Genomic DNA, 12,977 nt, shown 5'->3' with positions numbered 1-12,977 from the left:
TAGGTGGCCCCGGCGGGCATGCCGGGCAGAGGCTTGGGACGGGCATGCCGGGCAGAGGCTTGGGGCGGGCATGCCGGGCAGAGGCTTGGGGCGGGCATGCCGAGCAGAGGCTTGGGGCGGGCATGCCGAGCGGAAGCATGGGGCGGATGTGCCGGGCGGAAGCATGGGGCGGATGTGCCGGGCGGAAGCTCGCGGCGGAAGGCCTCGGGCAGGTCGACCCGGGCTCGCGGATCCGGGTTCGCGGATCCAGGTTCGCGGATCCAGGTTCGCGGATCCAGGTTCGCGGATCCAGGCCGCTCCCTCGGCCCCCTCGGGGACGCCGGCTGAGGACGGGTCGCGGATCCTGCCACATGCCATGCCCACGCCACCTCACCGCCCATCCCACCGATGATCACCGTCCCCGGTCCGCGGGCAGCCGGGCCAGCACCCGGAATCCCTTCCCGTTGTGCGGGCCATACTGCAGGGTGCCGCCCAGCCGCGCCACCCGCTCCGCCATCCCCGTCAGCCCGCTGCCTGAGGATTCGGCGTGGACGCCGGAGGGCTCGCCGGGCAAGGGGCTGGCGGAGGTGGCTGAAGGGCCGTTGGGCGGGGGTTCCAAGGGCACGGCGGAGAGGTCGCCGGATCGGGAGGCTGCGGAGGAGCCGTCGGGCGAGGGCCCCGAAGAGCCTCCGGAGAGGTCGCCGGGCAAAGGCCTGGCGAGAGCGGCTGAGGGGCCATCGGGCAGAAGTTCCGAAGAGACCGCGGAGAGGTCGCCGGGCAAGGACCCGGCGGGGACGGCTGAAGGGCCATTGAGCGGGGGTTCCGAGGAGACCGCGGAGAGCTTGCCAGGTCGGGGGGCCAGGCCCAAGCCCGTCGGCAGGCTCTCCGGTGCGGCGGTCGCCTCCGCCCCGTCGTCCTGGACGATGATCGTCAGCTCCCCGCCCGCGACCGTGAGCTCCACCCAGACCCGGGTCGCGCCGGCGTGCCGGGCGGCGTTGGTGAGCGCCTCCTGCACGATCCGGTACGCCGCCAGATCCGCCTCCGGCCCCAGCCGCACCCCCTCCGGCGCGGTGAACCGGACGTCCAGCCCCGCCCGCCGAGCGTTGTCCACCAGCCGCCCGATCCCCTCGGCCCCCGGGTCGTGCCGCAGCTCGCCCACCGTCGCCCGCAGCTCACGCAGCGCCTGAGCGCTCGCCTGCTTGATGGTGGCCAGCGCCTCCTCCGCCTTGTCCGGCCGGTCGGCGAACCGGTGCAGAGCCGCCCCCGCCTGTACGTTGATCAGCGACATCGCGTGCCCCACCGCGTCATGGACGTCGCGCGCGATGCGCAGCCGTTCCTCGATGACCGCACGCCGCTCCGCCGCGGCCAGGTACGCACGGCGGCTGCGGGCGGCGGCCCCGAACGCGATCACCATGAGGAGCCAGCCGGTGATCATCACGAGGTCCCCGGGCGGCATGGCCGTCGTGATCTCCTGCCAGGCCGCTCCGGCGATGGCCACGGCCCCGCAGGCCAGGGCGATCAGCGGGTGCGCCCGGTCGGCGACCGTGTAGAGGGCCACGATGCACGCCACGTAGATGGGCATCTCCGGATAGCCGTTCGCGAAGTACAGCCACGTCAGCGCCATCTCGGCCAGCAGCACGGGCACGGGCTGCCACCGGCGCAGCAGCAGCGCGGCGGCCGCGAGCACGAGCAGCACATGCCCGAACGGCCACATCGGCGCCAGGTCGGCGCGGCTGACCAGGAGGTACAGGACGAAGATGGCGGCTACGGCCAGCGCGACGAGAGCATCGGCGACCAGGCCGCGCGGTCGCCACGGAAGCGCCATGAAAACAGCTTAATCGCGGAAAGAAGTCTTCCGCATGGCCTCCTACGGTGAGCAGGTAAGCCAGCCACAGCAGGAGAAAGCCATGATCCTCGTCACCGCGGCCACCGCCCCCGTTGGCCGTTCCATCGTCGAACAGCTCGCCGCCGCGGGCACCCCCGTGCGTGCCCTCACCCGCGACCCGTCCTCAGCCGGGCTCCCCGAGGGGGCCGAGGTCGTCGCGGGAGACCTGAACGACCCGGACAGCCTGGCCGCCGCCTTCGACGGAGTCACCTCGGTGTTCCTGCTGGCCGCCACGACCGGTTTCGCGCCGGCGTTCCTCAAGGCCGCGGCAGAGGCGGGCGTGCGCCGGATCGTGTTCCAGTCGTCGGGCGCCATCGTGGACGACGCCGAGCCCCAGCCCGACGACATCGCCGCGTTCCACGACGACATCGAGCGGCAGATCCGCGCCTCCGGGATCGAGTGGACGTTCCTGCGGCTCGCGGTCGCCTCCGCCGACGCCCTGCAGTGGGCGTTCGACGTGCCGGGCCAGCTCGAAAAGGGCGACGTGGTACGCGGCCCGTGGGCGGACGCCCAGGTCTCCCCCATCCACCCGGCCGATTTCGCGGCCGTGGCGATCGCCGCGCTCACAGACGCCGGGCGCACGGACGCCGGGCACGCCGGACACACCTACGCGGTGACCGGCCCGCGCTCGATCACGCACGCCGAGCAGATCGCCCTGATCGGCCGCGCCCACGGGCGCGACCTGCGTTACGAGGAGCTGCCGGAGGAGGAGGCGCGCAAGGCCATCAGCCCGTACGCCCCCGCGGACGTCCTGTTCGCCACCTGGTCGAGGCATCGCACGTCCCCCGCCCCGGTGACCGACACCATCGAACGGCTCACCGGCCGCCCGGCGCGCACGACGGAGGAATGGGCCTCGTCCTACCCGATCTGAACCAAGGTCTGAGCCGGGGCCTGAGCCGGCTCAGGAGGCGCGGTCTGAGCAGGGTCAGGAGCGGGGTCTGAACCAGGGGCGGTCAGGAGGCGATGGCGGCGGCTTCCTCGGCCTCCACCTCGCGGTTCCAGTCGCGCTTGACCTCGCGCCACCCCTCGTCATCCACCCCGATCCGCCAATATCCGGAAATGGACAGGCGGTCCATCGCGATCCCCCGCTCAACCCGCAGATACCGGCGGAGCTGCTTGACGAACCCAGCCTCCCCATGCACGAACGCATGCAAGTTCCCATCGGGGAACTCCAGCGCCTGCACCGCCTCCACGAGCCCCTCGCCGACGCGGCGGGAGTTCCGGTAGATCCACACGATCCGCGCGTCGGCGGCACTGCCGAGCTTCTGCTCGTCCTCCGGCCCGTCCACCTCGATCAGCACGTGTGCCAGGACGCCGTCGGGCAGCGCCTCCAGCGCGGTGGCGATGGCCGGCAGGGCGCTCTCGTCGCCCACCAGCAGGTGCCAGTCGGCCGCCGCGTCGGGCGCGTAGCCGCCGCCGGGGCCCAGCAGGTACACGACGTCACCGGGCACGGCCCGCGCCGCCCACGGCCCCGCCAGCCCTTCGTCGCCGTGGACCACGAAGTCGAGCGTCAGCTCGCAGCTGTCCGGGTCCCATGCGCGTACGGTGTAGGTCCGCAGCCGCGGCCACAGGTCCCTGGTCATGGTCTCGCGACAGGCCTTGACGCTGAACGGCTCCGGGTATTGGACGCCTTCGATGGGAAAGACGAGCTTGACGTAGTGGTCGGTCAGCCCTGAGGTGGCGAAGTCCGCCAATCCGTCGCCGCCGACCACGATGCGGATCATGTGCCGCGCGATCCATTCGGTCCGCAGGACGACGCCCCGATGATGGTCCCTGGGCTTCTCAGCCATGGAAACAGCCCCCCTGGAGAAGTTAGGTATACCTAACCTTACACCTAGTGACTGTTTACGTTACGCCGTTCTCCACAAAAGGGGCAGTACATGACGGGCAAAAAGGTCAGGCCGCCGCAGAATCCCCCATCGACTCCGACTGGGCGCCCACCGCTCCCAGGAACTGCGACATGTGCCGGAACGCCAGCCGCGCCTCCGGCAGCACGTCCGCCAGGATCGGGAAGACGTGCGGCATCCTGCGCCATTCCTCGTACCGTACCGGCACCCCCGCCAGCCGCGCCCGCTCGGCCACCCGCCGTGCCTCCTCCCGCAGCACCTCGGTGGACCCCGTCACGATCATGAGGGGCGGCAGCCCCGAGAAGTCCCCGAGCACGGGCGAGACCAGCGGATCGCGCGGGTCCAGGCCGGAGGTCCAGCGGCGGGCCAGCCACCGCACCCGGCTGGCGGGCAGCAGCGGATCCTGCCACCGGTTCGCCCGGCGCGGGCAGTCCGTCAGATCCGCCCACGGCGACAGGCAGATCGCCGCCGCCGGCTGCGGCAGGCCGCGATCCCGCAGCGCCAGCAGGGTAGCCAGGGTCAGGTGGCCGCCGGCGGAGTCGCCCGCCAGGATGATGTCCTCGGCGGCGTGACCACGCCGCAGCAGGCAGTCGTAGGCGTCCAGCGCGTCGGCCAGCGAGTCGGCCAGCTTGTGCACGGGCCCCTGGCGGTAGTCCAGCGCCAGGACCGGCCGCCCGGCCACCACCGACAACCGCCACGTGATGGATCGGTGCGTGCTCGGCGAGCACGAGAAATAGCCGCCGCCGTGGAAGTAGAGCAGCACCTTGCGCTCGTCGAGCCCCTGGCCGCCCCTGACCCACTCCCCGCCGCACGACGAGAACGCCGCTGGCACGATCGACACGTGCGCGGGATGCGGCACCCGCACCAGCCGGGTCAGATCGCCGAGCCTGGCCGCCCCGGTCAGGGCCAGCGGATGGCGCATCAATAAGGTCGAGGCCGGCTTCAAGGTGCCGCGCATCAGGCTGGTGAGAGCGCGGGCCTGCCAGCTCAAGGGGTAGTCGGGACGAACATCCGCATCGATCCGCATCATCGATCCTCCGATGTATACATTCCCGTAACGTCCTCCTTCCTACCGGCCAGTAAGTATCTCGTCTCTTACACGGATATTTCGGCGCCGTGTCACGCTGTCAGATATGGCCGGATACTCGGGCACTCCGCTGCCACGCAAACTCGGCGTCAAGCCGGGGTCCCAGGTGCTCGCCATAAGCGCACCCGACGGCCTCGACCTGGGCGAACCCGACGCGGAAGTCCACCGCGCCCCCGCAGAGGGCCCGTACGACGTCATCCTGATCTTCTGCCCGGACACCGCGGCCCTCCACGACGCCTTCCCCGCCGCCATGGCGCTCCTCGCCAAGCACGGCGGCCTCTGGGTCTGCTGGCCCAAACGCTCCAGCAAGGTGCCCACGGACCTGTCGGAGAACCCCATCCGTGACTACGGCCTGGCCAGGGGCCTGGTCGACAACAAGGTGGCGGCCATCGACGCCACCTGGTCGGGCCTGCGCTTCGTTTATCGCGTTGCGGACCGCTGACTCCGCGACAGATAATTCCATGCTTCTTGTCGGCAGACCCGTGCGCGGGTCCGGACACGGCTGGTCACCGTGTCATCACACTCCGGAGGTGCAAAACCATACCGCTCTATGCCCGGCTCGTCCGGTACGGCTTCCGCAAACACGCCACCTACCTCTGGGCCGCAGTCGCCGCCGCGTTCACCAACAGCGTGTTCGGCATCCTGCGCGCCTACATCCTCATCGCACTCTGGCAGGCCCGCCCCGGGCTGGCCGGCTACGACGTGCACGACGCCATCACCTTCTGCTTCGTCACCCAGGCCCTCATCGGGCCGATGCAGCTGTTCGGCGGCGGCCTCGGCATCCCCGAGCGCATCCGCACCGGCGACATCGCCCTCGACCTCGTCCGCCCCGCCTCGCTCCAGCTCTGGACCCTCGCCGAGGACGCGGGCCGGGCCTCCTACCTGTTCCTCGTCCGCGGCATCCCGCCCATGCTGGTGGGCGCGGCCGTCTTCGGCATCGTCGTCCCCACGGCTCCCGGGCAGTGGCTGGCCTTCCTGACCGGATTCGCGCTGGCGGTCCTGGTCAGCTTCGGCTGGCGCTACCTCATCGCGCTGTCGGTCTGCTGGCTCGCCGACGACCGCGGCGTGGCCGTCCTGTCGCTGGTGATGACCACCTTCCTCAGCGGCATGATGGTGCCGCTGCACATCTTCCCCGGCTGGCTCGGCGAGCTGGCCAGGGCACTCCCCTGGGCGGCCATGGTCCAGCTCCCCGTCGACCTCTACCTCGGCAAGGCCCCGGTCATGGAGACGCTCGCCTTCCAGACGTTCTGGGCGATCGTCCTGCTCGGGCTCGGCGCGCTCGGCACCAGGGCGATCCGCCACAAGGTGGTGATCCAGGGTGGTTAGGACGTACTTCCTGCTCGCCTGGACGTGGACCCGCGCCGCCGCGGCCTACCCGGCCTCGTTCGTGCTCATGATCGTGCTCGGCTTCGTCATCGCCGCGCTCGACGTCGCGGTCATCCTCGTCATCTTCGCCAACACCACCACGCTCGCCGGGTTCTCCCGCGACGAGGTCATCTTCCTGTACGGCACCGCCAGCCTGTCCTTCACCCTCTGCGACACCTTCTTCAGCAACCTCGACCGGATCAGCCAGCACATCAAGGCCGGCACCCTGGACACGTTCCTGATCAGGCCGGTCAGCGCCTGGATCCAGCTCGCCACCGACCGCTTCAACGCCAACAGGGCCGGCCGGATCCTCCAGGCGGCCCTCGTGCTCGGCTACTCCATCGCCGCGCTCGACCTCGGCTGGCGGCGCGCCTGGATGATCCCCGTCATGGTCGTCACCGGCCTCGTCATCTTCACGGCGCTGTGGACGATCGGCGGCGCGCTGCAGTTCGTCCTCACCGACGCGCCGGAGGTGAGCAGCTCCTTCACCTACGGCACCCACCAGCTCAGCCAGTACCCCCTCAGCATCTACGCCCGCGACCTGGTCGCCGGCGTGACGTACGTGTTCCCGCTGGCCTTCATCAACTGGCAGCCCGGCCTGTACGTGCTGGGCAGGGACGACCCGTTCGGCACGCCCGGATTCATGCGCTTCCTCGGACCGGCCGCCGCGCTGGTCCTCACCCTGCTGGCCGCCGTGGCCTGGCGGCAGGGTCTCAGGCACTACCGATCGACGGGGAGTTGACCATGATCGAGCTCGACCGGGCGGGCCGCTCCTTCAAGGTGAAGAAGCGGATCGTCCACGCCGTGAACGACCTGTCGTTCACCGTGACGCCGGGGGAGTTCGTCGGCTACCTCGGGCCCAACGGCGCGGGCAAGTCCACCACGATCAAGATGCTGTGCGGCATCCTCACGCCCACCTCGGGCAAGGTCCGGGTGGCCGGGCTCGACCCGTCGCGCAAGCGCACGACGCTGGCGCGGCGGATCGGCGTGGTGTTCGGCCAGCGGACGACGCTCTGGTGGGACCTGCCGCTCACGGACAGTTTCGAGCTGATCCGGCACCTTTACAAAGTAGATCGCACAGACTTCAGGTCGAGGCTGCGCGAGCTGACCGAAACCCTGGAGCTGGGCGAGTTCCTGCGCACCCCGGTGCGCCAGCTCAGCCTGGGCCAGCGCATGCGGGGCGACCTCGCGGCGGCGCTCCTGCACGCGCCCGACGTGCTGGTGCTGGACGAGCCGACGATCGGGCTCGACGTGGTCAGCAAGGCCAGCATCCGCGGCTTCCTGCGGCGGGTGAACGCCGAGCAGGGCACGACCGTCCTGCTGACCACCCACGACCTGGGCGACATCGAACGCCTGTGCCGCCGGGTCATGCTGATCGACCACGGGCGGCTGGCGTTCGACGGCACCCTCGACGACCTGATGGCCACGGCGCCCGACGCGTCGTCGATCGAGGACGTCGTCACCCGCCTCTACACCGGGGGCGCCACGATCACCACTCAGTAGTAGCTGCCCTCCGGCGTGGTCTCATACTCCTCGTCAACGTCGTCGTGCCGCCGCGACCAGCGCGACGGCATCAGCACGGGGATGAACAGGACCACGCCGAGCAGGGCGAGCACGCCCGTCGTCAGCATCGTCCGCGCACCGAACCCGGCGTCCCTGACGATCTGGTTCACCGACGCCTCGTCCGGGATCAGGGAGAGCGCCCTGTTCACGTCGAGCGCGTAGATGACCGTCCAGGCCAGCAGCACCATCGACGGTACGAACGTCGCCAGCGGCGAGACCCTCCCCGCCACCACAAGCCCGACGACCAGCCCTATCGCGGCCATCGCGCCGAGCGCTATCCACATCCTCTGGTTGTCCGGCGGGGTCGCCGCCGCGCTGCCGAAAGCCTGCTGAACGGCCCAGCCACCGCCCGCCAGCACGGCCACCGTCACCACCAGCCCGATGAGCAAACCAGCTAAGTGCCGCAACGTTCTCACCTCTATGTCAACGTGGTCGGCACGACCCTAGCGACAAATGCCATTTTCGGACCAGGCCTTGCGCGGCTTGGCGCCTTTTCGGACCAGGCATCACACAGCTTGGCACTCGAGGTCTCATGAGACCCTGCCCCGTGAGACCATGGGGCACACCCATGCATGCGCATCTCCCCCTCAGGCTCGCGCGGACGGCCGCCTTCGCCGCTGTCTGCGTGACGCTGGCCGCGCTCGCCCACGTGCTGGGCGGCGGCTCGGCGCCGGCTCCGTGGATCGCGGGGCTCGGGCTCGCGGCCGTCTCCGGGCTGGGCCTGGTCATGTGCGGCAGGGAGCGTTCGACGGCGACGATCAACCTCGTGCTCGTCGGCGCGCAGCTGGGCCTGCACGAGCTGTTCGCGGGCGACGGGGCGGCCTACGTCACGGTGCACGGGCACGCCGGCCAGGGCCTCGGCGTCAGCGCCGGCATGCTGCTCACCCACGTGACGGCGACGCTGATCACCGGTCTGTGGCTGGCGCGCGGCGAGGCCGCGCTCTGGTCGCTGCTCCGCCGGGCCGGCCGCCGTCTCCTGCTCCTCCGTACGGTCGCCGTCACCTCCGTACGCCCCGCCGCGCCGATCGTGCGCACCAGGGTCGTCCCGCTCCAGCCGGGTTTCCGGCACAGCGTGGCCAGGCGTGGTCCTCCACTTCCCGCCTGACCGTCTGACACCCCTTCATCCCCCGATCATCCAAGTGGAGCTCCGCATGTCCTTCGTACGCCGTGCCGCGACCGTGCTCGCCGCCGTCACCGCCATCACCGCCGGCCTCGCGCTGCCCGCGCTGGCCCACGTCACCATCCAGCCGGGCACCGCCGAGCAGGGCGGGTTCACCAAGGTCGCCTTCCGGGTGCCCAACGAGCGCGACGACGCCTCGACCGTCAAGATCGAGGTCGCCTTCCCCGCCGACCACCCGCTGGCCTTCGTGTCGGTCAAGCCCGTGCCCGGGTGGGAGGTCAAGGTCACGGAGAGCAAGCTGCCGACGCCGGTCAAGACCGAGTACGGCGACCTGGAAGAGGCCGTCACCAAGGTCGTCTGGTCGGGCGGAAAGATCAACCCGGGCGAGTTCCAGGAGTTCGAGGTGTCGATGGGCCAGCTGCCCAAGGACGTCGACTCGCTGACGTTCCCGACGAAGCAGGAATACTCCGGCGGCGAGGTCGTCAGCTGGTCCGACGCCCCGAAGACGGACGGCACCGAGGCGGAGCACCCGGCTCCGGTGCTGAAGCTGACGCCGGCGAGCGCCGAAGGGGCACACGGCTCCGCCTCCGCCTCCGCCAGCGCGGCCCCCGCGGCCGCCGCCCCGTCGGTGAGCCCGGTGGCGGCCGCCGCCACGTCCGGGTCCGCCTCTGACAGCACCGCGCGGCTCCTGGGCGGCGCGGGCCTGGTGGTGGGCATCATCGGCGTCGTGGTCGGCGCGATCGGCCTGCGCCGCCGCCCCACCGCCTGACCAGAAAGCCCAGCCCGGCGAAGCACAGCCCGGCAAGGCTCACGAGCACGGCCCGCCGCCCCCGCCCGGTGATCCGGGCGGGGGCGCGTCACGCTCGGCGTCGGGAGCGGCCGGTCAGGAGGTGATGTCCTTGCCGGAGAAGCGGGCCCACGCGATCGACCCGAACAACACGATGTACGCCCCGAACGCCAGCAGCCCCTCCCCCAGCGCCCCCGCGTCGATCGGGCTGCGCAGCACGGCGTCGAAGTTGGTGAACCTGGTCGGCAGCAGGTACGGCGTGATCGCGTCGAGCGCCGGCACCGCCCGCAGCACCTGGCAGACGATGATCAGCACGACGGTGCCCGCGATGGCCCCGATGGGCACCTCGGTGAACGTCGACAGCGCCACCGCCACCGCGGCCAGGGCGGCCATGCCCGCGCCGACGTAACCGACGGCGATGAGGATCCGCAGCAGCCCGTCCGCGACGGAGATCGTGGTCCCCGACAGCATCGTCACGGGTCCGACGGGAAAGAGGATCAGCCCCGTCACCAGCGCCGCCACCGCCACCACGGCGGTCACCGCGTAGGCGAAGATCGCCGCGTTGAGATATTTGACCAGCAGCAGCCGGGTGCGTCCCGCCGGAGCGGCCAGCAGGTAACGCAACGTCCCCGCGCCGGCCTCACCCGCGATGGAGTCCCCCGCGACCACGCTGACGGCGACCGGCATCAGCAGCAGCACCAGGAACGAGAACGACGCGAACGTCAGCATGAGGCTGTTGCCCGCCACGGCCTGGACGATCCCGCCCATGCCCTCCTCGGCGCCGGCGATCCGCAGCGCGATGCCGAGCACCACGGGGACGAGCGCGACCACGCCCAGCATCACCACGTTGCGCGGCCTGCGGAACGTCAGGCCCAGCTCCGAGCCGAGCAGCCGCCAGAACGACGACGCCATCCTGACCGGCAGCACGGATGCCCCGGGAGCCCCGGGCGCGTCCGGCGCGTGCCGCTCCGCGGAGCGCAGGGTCTCGGTCACCGGTACGAGCCCGGGCATCCGCCGCTCCTGCGCTTCGCCCGCCGCATCGGCCTGCGTGCCAGAAATCGTCCCCACCGTCGACCCGGTCGTCGACTCAGCCGTCGACATCGAAGCCCTCCCCTGTCAGTCCCACGAACACGTCCTCCAGGCTCGGCCGTACGACGGCCAGCCCGCGTACGGCCACGCCCTCCCCCACCAGGGCGGCGTTGATCCGCTCCGGCGCGTGCCCGCCCAGCTCGGCGGTGACCTCGGCGCCCGCGGGCCGCACGTCGGCCAGCCCGAGCGTGCCGAGCACCCGCGCGGCGTCGGCCGCGTCGGGCGTCTCGATCCTGACGCGGGTCACCAGGCCGCCGTTCAGCGAGGCGATCGTGCCCTGCGCGACGAGCTCCCCGGTACGCATGATCGCGGCGTGCGTGCACATCTGCTCGACCTCGGCCAGCAGGTGCGAGGAGACGAAGACCGTGGTGCTTTCGGCGGCGATCTCCTTGACCAGCGCGCGCACCTCGCGGGTGCCCTGCGGGTCGAGCCCGTTGGTCGGCTCGTCCAGGATGAGCAGCTCGCGCGGCCCCAGCAGCGCGGCCGCGATGGCCAGGCGCTGGCGCATGCCGAGCGAGTAGTTGCGGAAGCGCTTGCCCGCGGCGGCCGACAGGCCCACGCGTTCGAGCGCGTCGGCGATCCGCCGCTTCGCGGTGCCGCGTGGCGCGGTCGGGTCGGCGGAGTCGAAGCGCAGCAGGTTCGCCGCGCCCGACAGGTACGGGTAGAACGCCGGCCCCTCCACCAGCGCCCCCACCCTGGGCAGTGCCTGGGCCGGCGGCAGGCCGAGCACGGAGTACGCGCCGGCCGTGGGCGAGACCAGGCCGAGCAGCATGCGGATGGTGGTGGTCTTGCCCGAGCCGTTCGGCCCGAGGAAGCCGAACACCGAGCCGCGCGGCACGGCCAGGTCCAGCGCGTTCACCGCGACCTGGCCGCCGCGGAAGCGCTTGGTCAGGCCCTGGGTGACGATCGCCGCGCCGTCCGCCCCCGGCGGCGGGGCCGCCCCGAAGGGCGCCCCCGCTTCCTGAACGACAGTCGTCACTTGACGCCCGCCGCCTTGGTGATCTCCTCCGGGGTGACCGCGCCGACCAGAAGGCGGCCGTCGTCGGTCAGCAGGGCCGTGACAAGCTTGGTCTTGATCAGCTTGCCCGAGCCCCACGTGCCGCTCACCGGGGTGGCGGACTTGAGCACGGTGTCCAGCAGCGCGGCCGGGTCGCCGCCGCCGCCGAACTCCCTGCCTTCGGGCGTCTCGGCCGGCTTGGCGGCCAGGTCCGACAGCGAGAACGGCAGGACCGTGACGCTCGCCCAGCCCTCGCCGACGACCTTCACCTTGTCCGCGACGTCCTTGGCCTGCTCCGCGTGCTCCTCCTTGACCTCCTCGCGGCCGTTGAAGCCGAGCTCCTGCTCCTCCACCTTGGCGCCCGCGGGCGGAGTGAACTCGAAGTTCTCGGCCGCCGGCGGCGTGAACGTCACCTGGGTGAACCCGATCTGGAACGCCGGCTCGGCCGAGCCCTTGGCGAACACCTGCACCTGGAGCGGGACGTACGTCTCGCCGTCGAGCGCGATGCGTACCTCCTGGACCAGCGAGCCCTCCGCCTTGGGCGCGAGCACGAGCTGGTAGACCGGGCGGCCCGCCACCTCGGCCGTGTTGATCACCCGGACGGCGGTGTGCTGGTCGGCGTTGGCCAGCACCCGCTCGGCCACCTGCTGCGGCGTCAGATCGGTCGGCTGCGGCGTGGCCGGAGCGTGCTCCTGGCGGTCGGCTGCGGCCTTGATCTTCAGCTTGGTGGCCGTGTTGGTGCTGCTGTTCCAGTACCAGGCCTGGTCGCCGTTCACAATCAGGTTGGTCTCACTCAACTGCGTCGGCAAGGCCACCCGCAGTTTGTCGGTGGCGCCGTACCAGACCTTCACCTCGTGCGAGCCGGACAGCAGGCTGAGCGGCGACGCCTCGCCACCGGTCTGCGGCAGCGCCGGCAGACCGAGTGACGCCGTCTGCTGCACGGTGCCGGACATGGGCGGAAGGCCCTTGTCCTTGCTGGTCGCCGCCGCGGCGTCGGCCAGCAGTTGCTGGGCCGACCGCTCCGGCAGCACGGGCTCGCCGCTCACTGCGGCGATGACGGGGCCGGCGCCTATCGCGGCTCCGATCACCGCCGCGGCGGCGATCGGAACTCCCCACCTCACGAACGTGCCTCTGCGCATCTCACTCCTTAACGGTATGTCGATGCTCAGAGCCTGCGTGATGCATCCTGTGGCAGACCTGAGACAGTCTGAGACTGCTCTCAGCCTTCTCAGCGTTGTCTCAGGGCAGGAAAAGGAGA

The 12,977-nt window shown here is 71.2% G+C and carries 14 protein-coding genes; 7 read left to right on the top strand and 7 right to left on the bottom strand.

Features of this window, described 5'->3' with window-relative positions; all coding sequences use genetic code 11:
- Window positions 1–391 precede the first annotated feature (391 nt).
- Window positions 392–1,804, bottom strand: a complete 1,413-nt coding sequence (locus ABEA43_RS15345) for a sensor histidine kinase (protein WP_345562269.1) — start codon at window positions 1,802–1,804, stop codon at window positions 392–394.
- Between the two features lie 82 nt (window positions 1,805–1,886).
- Here ABEA43_RS15345 and ABEA43_RS15340 point away from each other — a divergent pair, with 82 nt between their 5' ends.
- Window positions 1,887–2,735 carry an NmrA family NAD(P)-binding protein gene (locus tag ABEA43_RS15340; RefSeq protein WP_345562267.1) on the top strand — a complete coding sequence of 283 codons (849 nt, stop codon included), beginning with the start codon at window positions 1,887–1,889 and terminating at the stop codon, window positions 2,733–2,735.
- Between the two features lie 82 nt (window positions 2,736–2,817).
- Here ABEA43_RS15340 and ABEA43_RS15335 read toward each other — a convergent pair whose 3' ends face one another.
- The gene (locus ABEA43_RS15335; RefSeq protein ID WP_345562265.1) at window positions 2,818–3,654 is read right to left on the bottom strand and encodes a siderophore-interacting protein; all 837 of its coding nucleotides are present in this window, start codon (window positions 3,652–3,654) and stop codon (window positions 2,818–2,820) included.
- Window positions 3,655–3,760: 106 nt separating this feature from the next.
- Window positions 3,761–4,741, bottom strand: coding sequence for an alpha/beta hydrolase (locus ABEA43_RS15330; RefSeq protein WP_345562263.1), 981 nt, complete (start codon window positions 4,739–4,741; stop codon window positions 3,761–3,763).
- A 103-nt stretch (window positions 4,742–4,844) separates the two neighbouring features.
- Between ABEA43_RS15330 and ABEA43_RS15325 the strand changes: the two genes are divergently transcribed.
- Genes ABEA43_RS15325 through ABEA43_RS15310 form a run of 4 tightly spaced genes read left to right on the top strand, consistent with a single transcriptional unit; the run spans window position 4,845 to window position 7,666 of the window.
- Window positions 4,845–5,240, top strand: coding sequence for a hypothetical protein (locus ABEA43_RS15325; RefSeq protein ID WP_345562261.1), 396 nt, complete (start codon window positions 4,845–4,847; stop codon window positions 5,238–5,240).
- Window positions 5,241–5,266: 26 nt separating this feature from the next.
- Window positions 5,267–6,124, top strand: coding sequence for an ABC transporter permease (locus ABEA43_RS15320; RefSeq protein WP_345562260.1), 858 nt, complete (start codon window positions 5,267–5,269; stop codon window positions 6,122–6,124).
- Window positions 6,117–6,905 (top strand): ABC transporter permease, encoded by a 789-nt coding sequence (locus ABEA43_RS15315; RefSeq protein WP_345562258.1) that lies wholly within the window; start codon window positions 6,117–6,119, stop codon window positions 6,903–6,905. Before ABEA43_RS15320 ends, ABEA43_RS15315 begins: the two co-directional genes overlap by 8 nt.
- A 2-nt stretch (window positions 6,906–6,907) precedes the next feature.
- Window positions 6,908–7,666, top strand: a complete 759-nt coding sequence (locus ABEA43_RS15310; protein WP_345562256.1) for an ABC transporter ATP-binding protein — start codon at window positions 6,908–6,910, stop codon at window positions 7,664–7,666.
- Here ABEA43_RS15310 and ABEA43_RS15305 read toward each other — a convergent pair.
- Window positions 7,660–8,142, bottom strand: a complete 483-nt coding sequence (locus ABEA43_RS15305) for a hypothetical protein (protein WP_345562254.1) — start codon at window positions 8,140–8,142, stop codon at window positions 7,660–7,662. The two genes, ABEA43_RS15310 and ABEA43_RS15305, sit on opposite strands and share 7 nt — an antisense overlap.
- A gap of 152 nt (window positions 8,143–8,294) precedes the next feature.
- Between ABEA43_RS15305 and ABEA43_RS15300 the strand changes: the two genes are divergently transcribed.
- Entirely contained in the window at window positions 8,295–8,831 is a 537-nt protein-coding gene (locus ABEA43_RS15300) for an MFS transporter (RefSeq protein WP_345562252.1), read from the top strand.
- A 46-nt stretch (window positions 8,832–8,877) separates the two neighbouring features.
- The gene (locus ABEA43_RS15295) at window positions 8,878–9,615 is read left to right on the top strand and encodes a YcnI family copper-binding membrane protein (RefSeq protein WP_345562250.1); all 738 of its coding nucleotides are present in this window, start codon (window positions 8,878–8,880) and stop codon (window positions 9,613–9,615) included.
- A gap of 114 nt (window positions 9,616–9,729) precedes the next feature.
- Here the strand turns inward: ABEA43_RS15295 and ABEA43_RS15290 are convergent, their stop codons facing one another.
- From ABEA43_RS15290 to ABEA43_RS15280, 3 genes are read right to left on the bottom strand one after another with little or no spacing between them, the layout of a single operon-like run.
- Window positions 9,730–10,734 carry an ABC transporter permease gene (locus ABEA43_RS15290; RefSeq protein ID WP_345562248.1) on the bottom strand — a complete coding sequence of 335 codons (1,005 nt, stop codon included), beginning with the start codon at window positions 10,732–10,734 and terminating at the stop codon, window positions 9,730–9,732.
- The gene (locus ABEA43_RS15285; RefSeq protein WP_345562246.1) at window positions 10,721–11,701 is read right to left on the bottom strand and encodes an ABC transporter ATP-binding protein; all 981 of its coding nucleotides are present in this window, start codon (window positions 11,699–11,701) and stop codon (window positions 10,721–10,723) included. Before ABEA43_RS15285 ends, ABEA43_RS15290 begins: the two co-directional genes overlap by 14 nt.
- Window positions 11,698–12,858: a LolA family protein gene (locus ABEA43_RS15280; protein WP_345562244.1), complete on the bottom strand. Its 1,161-nt coding sequence runs from the start codon at window positions 12,856–12,858 to the stop codon at window positions 11,698–11,700. Before ABEA43_RS15280 ends, ABEA43_RS15285 begins: the two co-directional genes overlap by 4 nt.
- Between the last annotated feature and the right edge of the window lie 119 nt (window positions 12,859–12,977).

Origin of the sequence: Nonomuraea rosea (assembly GCF_039539705.1) — a bacterium.
GTDB lineage: Bacteria > Actinomycetota > Actinomycetes > Streptosporangiales > Streptosporangiaceae > Nonomuraea > Nonomuraea rosea.
The sequence above is the reverse complement of the archived record's forward strand: the minus strand, read 5'-3'. Positions and strand labels throughout refer to the sequence as shown.

Bases quoted from the DNA above. Each gene is read 5' to 3' on its own strand.
- ABEA43_RS15345 (WP_345562269.1), bottom strand. From the start codon at position 1,804: ATGGCGCTTCCGTGGCGACCGCGCGGCCTGGTCGCCGATGCTCTCGTC.
- ABEA43_RS15340 (WP_345562267.1), top strand. From the start codon at position 1,887: ATGATCCTCGTCACCGCGGCCACCGCCCCCGTTGGCCGTTCCATCGTC.
- ABEA43_RS15335 (WP_345562265.1), bottom strand. From the start codon at position 3,654: ATGGCTGAGAAGCCCAGGGACCATCATCGGGGCGTCGTCCTGCGGACC.
- ABEA43_RS15330 (WP_345562263.1), bottom strand. From the start codon at position 4,741: ATGATGCGGATCGATGCGGATGTTCGTCCCGACTACCCCTTGAGCTGG.
- ABEA43_RS15325 (WP_345562261.1), top strand. From the start codon at position 4,845: ATGGCCGGATACTCGGGCACTCCGCTGCCACGCAAACTCGGCGTCAAG.
- ABEA43_RS15310 (WP_345562256.1), top strand. From the start codon at position 6,908: ATGATCGAGCTCGACCGGGCGGGCCGCTCCTTCAAGGTGAAGAAGCGG.
- ABEA43_RS15300 (WP_345562252.1), top strand. From the start codon at position 8,295: ATGCATGCGCATCTCCCCCTCAGGCTCGCGCGGACGGCCGCCTTCGCC.
- ABEA43_RS15295 (WP_345562250.1), top strand. From the start codon at position 8,878: ATGTCCTTCGTACGCCGTGCCGCGACCGTGCTCGCCGCCGTCACCGCC.
- ABEA43_RS15290 (WP_345562248.1), bottom strand. From the start codon at position 10,734: ATGTCGACGGCTGAGTCGACGACCGGGTCGACGGTGGGGACGATTTCT.
- ABEA43_RS15280 (WP_345562244.1), bottom strand. From the start codon at position 12,858: ATGCGCAGAGGCACGTTCGTGAGGTGGGGAGTTCCGATCGCCGCCGCG.